This is a genomic window from Cupriavidus pauculus, assembly GCF_008801835.1.
GTDB classification, from domain to species: domain Bacteria; phylum Pseudomonadota; class Gammaproteobacteria; order Burkholderiales; family Burkholderiaceae; genus Cupriavidus; species Cupriavidus pauculus.
Genome location: NZ_VZOW01000072.1, coordinates 1 through 5224, shown reverse-complemented (window position 1 = coordinate 5224; position 5224 = coordinate 1). Strand labels below are relative to the sequence as shown.

The window sequence follows — 5224 nt, the reverse complement described above, 5'->3', positions numbered from 1 at the left end:
GAAAGACGTGCTTACGCGACTGCCGACTCAGAAGACCGCCGACATCGCGGAGCTCCTGCCACATCGCTGGACTGCTTCCGTCCTTCCTGCGTAGCCCCGTCAAGACGGGTTCACCGGGCGCTTACATTTCTGCATCTCTCAGGTGGTGTGTATGCAGAGGATGATGTGTTCCGGGCTAATAGGGATCAAGCGCTTTGTGACGCAGCGAGTAAATTTTCGCTATCTGGCTGTCCTTTCAAAAACGTGACATTAGATTCGCAGGTAGGGTCCACAAGGTATCTGTTGTTGCGGAATTTCTGAGTTTGCTTCCGCTGCGCTTTCGCTTCGCTACAGCAAACTGCTCCGCTGCGTACTTCGTTTCTGGCAAGCAGAAACTCGTTACTTGCTTCGCGGTTTGTCAGGTGCACATATCTGCGAACCGGATTTGCGAGTGGAGCAATGACGTAAGTCAGGTGCGGCGAGTAAATCCACTGAGCTGCGAAGCTTGCGGAGTAGCTCAGGCGCTGCGATGTGTGGAAAAAGTAGGCAGGGGAATTTTAAGTCAAGATACTTCTTAACCCTCTTCCGCCATTGCGGTACTGGTTACCTTGTGGCCCTGGACCCCCTCTTCTATCGTTCTCTGGGAAGATCAACCCATCTGTACCGCTATAACCTTCTACTCGGGAAGGATCTCAATCCCACCAAGCTTCGTCCTGTTGTAATCCCAAGGCGCTATAGTTCCTCGGGCAACTTTGATTTTGCAATCTGGCAATACTGCATGTCTAGAGAAATCCTCCACTGGATCGCAGTGCAGGGCTGCCGCATGTCTCTTGCCTTGGCCTAATGCTTTCATATTTATATCGGAAGAGTAATGCCTTTCCCAGAAAGCATCAATATTCGTCACTTGCTTTCAGGCCTCAAATGGCCACGCGCTGAGCATCACGACGACGACACCTTGGTTATGCGCAAGATTCTGTTGCACTTGGTAGTTTGGAAAAAACAAAGCAAATAGCGAATTGCTTTGCTTCCCAGCTAGGTTCCTGTTTTATCTGAGGTCATTTAAAATCGACAGATGAGTTGATCCCTGAGAGCAAAGGCTACATCCTCATCCCGTGATTATCTTTGCTTTCGGGTATGTGAAAATGGCCCAGGCCAAAACGCTGACGGAACGGGAACTTAAAAAGGTGCTGATCTTCATTTCGTTGAACAAGCACGCTGCGCGTAACCGGGCTATGCTGCTCGTTACCCATTGGGCTGGTATGCGAGTGGGCGAGGTTGCCGCGCTGCGCATTGGGGATGTGGTTGCAGGTGATGGCTCGATCAAACACGAGGTTCGGTTGCAGCCAGAGCAAACGAAAGGGCGGCACGCGCGAACGGTGTTTTTGGGCGAGCGTTTGCGCAAGGAGCTTACCGCGTATGTGGCGACGCTCAAAAAGCTGACCCCTGACGGGCCGCTGTTCTATACGCAAAAGCGCGCTGGTTTCAACGCCAATACACTTTGCCAGCACTTCCACAAGCTGTACAAAGCGGTGGGCATTGATGGGGCAAGCAGTCACTCAGGGCGTCGGTCGTTTATCACGAACCTAGCCAACAAGGGCGTCGGCGTGCGAGTGCTCATGGCGCTTGCGGGGCACAGGAACATCTCGACCACGCAGGCATACATCGACGTCAACGACGAGATGCAGCGGGCGGCAGTTGATCTCGTGTAGGGCGCTGCTGGTAAGTCTGACTATTGGCCTGCGCTAGAAGTCGGTCTAACCGACAACTGAAAGGCGAGATGCTTAGGAAATCTTGGTGGCCTTCACTAAGCACTCGGAGAGCTTGTCGAAGTGGCGCAATGCCGCCGGCGTCAGATCGACCTGCTTGCGCCGGGTGTCGTCTGTATCCGAAAGCATGATCCATCCCTTCTCACGCATGGACTTCAGGCGAGCATGTAGCGTTGCCGGAGAGCCAAATTCCGTATGGGCGATCAACTCACGGACTGATAGCTGTGCGTTGGCCTGACCAGCCCGGGCGACAAATTCGAGGATCCGCTGTTCCAGCGGATCCAGCGCAGGCAGGGAGGGTAGGCCGCGCACTGCTTCGGCCAATTGCAGAAAGCGCAAATAGATGTCAGCAGGTCTCGTCATAGGGCATCCCCTGATCGGGGTATGTGTTTGATTGGGCGCGGGTACGCTATCATCCGACAGTCCCAATAGGCAAACTTCAATTTTACGTCAATGTCGAACCTGCGTCTGCAGCTCGCCATGGTTCTGGCGACGATCGTTATGTTCGCACTGATGCTGGTGCTAAACGAATGGTTGTTCCTCAAGCTGGAATTCGTGCCTGGGATCAACTGGGTCTACTTGCCGGCAGGAATGCGGCTATTGTGCACACTGCTCTTTGGAGAGGCCGGTGCTGTGGGACTGCTAATCGTGTCTTGGCTAGTATGCTTCCTGCACTTCTTTCCGAACGACTTTAGCCGCGCCTTCATGGGTGGCATCTTGGCGACCGTCGCGCCGTATCTCGCATACAAGCTATCGCAACAGGTATTCGGGCTGCGGGCGTCGCTGACGAATCTGACGCCGAAACGTCTCCTCGTCTGCGTAGTTGCGTACTCCGTCGCGAGCCCCTTACTGCATCACATTTGGTTTTTTTTGCACGGCGACAACATAAATCTCGTGCGAGGCTTCCTAGTGATGTTCGTGGGCGATCTGACCGGTACGCTGATCGTGATTTATACGATGAAAGGGCTTCTATCTATGCTGCCGGTACGGCGTGGGTACACGGCAGCATAGACTTCTCGTAGAAAAAGTGAGTAAAAACGCATCGCCCTAAAGTTTGTTCCCCTTGGCACCGAAGTCGCACACTGCACTGTGATAGTGGATGCAGAAGATAGTGATTGAAAACTAACCTTATGGCTTCATAAAGTATTATCTTCATCGATTATATGGGGGGGTAATATCCATCTTAAATAAGTTATTGTTAGATCTATTTGTAATACATCTTATTAAACTCTGTGCATTCATCGTAGCCTGCCTGTTGGAAGTCAGGGAAACGATCACAGACTGATGAAGCCATTCCCACGCAAAGTCCACGAGCGCTAGACCAGTAACCACCTTGTTGGGCATCGGATATCATGCTCGCGCATTGTTCGTCTGCACTTCCCCACCTTCCACTTTTATTTCTTGCAACGATTGCTTTCAATGCGATCAATGCTGCTTGCTTATCACTAACAGCAACTGGCGTTCTAGACTCGGCAACAGGAGCGGGATGTGACGAGGTTGCTCCGTGTGCGGGCTCATTTACTTCAGGAAGGCGTGGTCGCGATTGATCACTAAAACCTTGCGATACACCCTTCAAAAAGCCACCCATGAAGCCACTCCACACAAGTGTCATTAGAAGGCAAACCGCTAATACGCCAATTCCATGCTTGACTCGTTTTTGCGCCAACAGCGTTATTCCCAGCATGATACCAATGATTGGAAATATGGCGGCAAATACGTAGCCGCAGATCACGAGAACCGGTGACTTTGATTTTTTCACGTGATTCCGTACACTACATTTCTGGCAGGAATTATTTTCGTCTAAGATCTGAATGCCGCCGCAATTTTTGCAGTATGTGTTCGACATTAATGAAATCCTTTCGTATCTCGGAGCTAGCCGTGGAGACGTGTTTATCTATTTTTCTAATTAAATTTAATCTAGGGCTATTTGCTGGGCTGCCGTTCCTTACGTAGCCGATCGTAGACTTTGGCTCGTTGTTCTGACTCGCAGTCCACAACTTTTCGAATGGCGGACTTATATTCATTTTCTGCCTGCTTCGAAAGGTCGCCGGCGCGTTGATACGTTCCCGGAGCGGTGTGGAGCATCGCATTTTCCCCGAGAGCCTGCGTTTGAACGTCCCCGAAATTCTTGTTTAGTTGCGCGAGATTCGCGTTGGAGTTTTGATACTTGCAATTTTCCTTGATCGCCGTATCAATGTATGATTGCGCCATCGTTTCAAACTCTTTATTCTTTTGTGCGATCTCTGCTTCCTGGCGATTGCTCTTCACAATTCCCAATGAGATACCAAGCAAACCGCCGACGACGAGAAAAATTGGATATCTGATCCTGGAAAAGGCCGGGAAATTTTCACGAAAACTAAGGTCAGTATTCTCTGTTCCGTCCGCTAGGCTTTCTCGATGGGATTTGATTGTGAAGTAGAGGGTGGCTACTCCAGCGATGAGAGCTAGCAGCCCTGCAATTCCCACTGGTGTTGCGAATATTTTTTCGAACACCATAAGAACCGCTCCCAAGGCTGCAGCGTACAGTATGAAATTCAGCATAATGATTATCTCTTGGTCGATCTAGATTTTTTATGAGAGCTATTGAAATGTCTGCGTATGGCTCTCGATCGGCGCTAATTGCTATGGATTAAAAGGGGCGTAATCAGTAGGGAACTGATTTTTTACGAAAGTGTTAATGGCATCTATTGCGCGCTGCGTCAGCTTCTGGCATGTGCCGCTGTCTCCTGAATAGGCTGCGGGCTTGAAGGAGCGTTCCCATTCGTTCAGATATTGGCTGATACTCCATTTGATCTTAGTAGCTTGCTCGTAATAGATTCGCGTGCCATTTGTGTTGTCGCCAACTCCTTCCTCATGCAGATAGAGAAAATCGTTTACGTATGTTTGGACGCGACGCACGTTTCTTTCGAATTGATTGCATTCGTCCACTCCTTTCTGTGGATAAATCACACCGTCAGCGGCGTATGCTGTCAGCAGAAGTGCTTCACTTGCACCTGTCGTCGTAGGTACGACCGCAGCTAATACGCCAATAACGACAAGCGTCAATATCGGAGAGGCCGTAGCTCTGATATTCATTCTCCCGTCCTTCCACTTTGTTATAAAAAACATAACGATATGGGCGAGCCTCTGCCTTGCCGCCTCGCTTGGCGGACGTTCAGAGGCTCAGAACCTCCGAGCCTGATTTCGAGGCGTCCCTAGGATAAGTTGGTATACCGTTCTTAAAATTAGAACGATATGCTCAAAAGCTAACCTTTGCAAGTGGGCTCAATGCAAGGGTTTGCCCTGAGTAACGGCGTGTGTGTCGGAACCTTTAGGGCAAGATGCACCACCGAACATCTACTGACCGCACATGTGTGCGTGAGCACGAGATTCGATGGATGCGCGAGCACGGTAATTGATGGTCGGCTGCGGCACCGTCCATCACCAATGTTGCGTGCCGTCGGGCAACGCTGATGGACGTGGCGATCTATCGCGGTGGA

At 50.7% G+C, this 5224-nt stretch carries 6 protein-coding genes; 2 read left to right on the top strand and 4 right to left on the bottom strand.

All coding sequences use genetic code 11. The features are described 5' to 3' along the window. Positions 1-1121: 1121 nt before the first annotated feature. Positions 1122-1688 carry a tyrosine-type recombinase/integrase gene (locus F7R19_RS29230; RefSeq protein ID WP_150982943.1) on the top strand — a complete coding sequence of 189 codons (567 nt, stop codon included), beginning with the start codon at positions 1122-1124 and terminating at the stop codon, positions 1686-1688. A 72-nt stretch (positions 1689-1760) separates the two neighbouring features. On the opposite strand, the gene F7R19_RS29225 is transcribed toward F7R19_RS29230, so the two are convergent. Then, positions 1761-2108, bottom strand: a complete 348-nt coding sequence (locus tag F7R19_RS29225; RefSeq protein ID WP_150982942.1) for a MarR family transcriptional regulator — start codon at positions 2106-2108, stop codon at positions 1761-1763. A gap of 90 nt (positions 2109-2198) precedes the next feature. Here F7R19_RS29225 and F7R19_RS29220 point away from each other — a divergent pair, with 90 nt between their 5' ends. After that, the gene (locus tag F7R19_RS29220; protein WP_150982941.1) at positions 2199-2756 is read left to right on the top strand and encodes a hypothetical protein; all 558 of its coding nucleotides are present in this window, start codon (positions 2199-2201) and stop codon (positions 2754-2756) included. 193 nt (positions 2757-2949) lie between these two features. On the opposite strand, the gene F7R19_RS29215 is transcribed toward F7R19_RS29220, so the two are convergent. The 3 genes from F7R19_RS29215 to F7R19_RS29205 all read right to left on the bottom strand — a co-directional run bounded on the left by F7R19_RS29215 (position 2950) and on the right by F7R19_RS29205 (position 4820). Beyond that, positions 2950-3591: a hypothetical protein gene (locus tag F7R19_RS29215; protein ID WP_150982940.1), complete on the bottom strand. Its 642-nt coding sequence runs from the start codon at positions 3589-3591 to the stop codon at positions 2950-2952. 77 nt (positions 3592-3668) lie between these two features. Then, positions 3669-4286 carry a hypothetical protein gene (locus F7R19_RS29210; RefSeq protein ID WP_150982939.1) on the bottom strand — a complete coding sequence of 206 codons (618 nt, stop codon included), beginning with the start codon at positions 4284-4286 and terminating at the stop codon, positions 3669-3671. A gap of 81 nt (positions 4287-4367) precedes the next feature. Further along, the gene (locus F7R19_RS29205) at positions 4368-4820 is read right to left on the bottom strand and encodes a hypothetical protein (RefSeq protein WP_150982938.1); all 453 of its coding nucleotides are present in this window, start codon (positions 4818-4820) and stop codon (positions 4368-4370) included. Positions 4821-5224 lie beyond the last annotated feature (404 nt).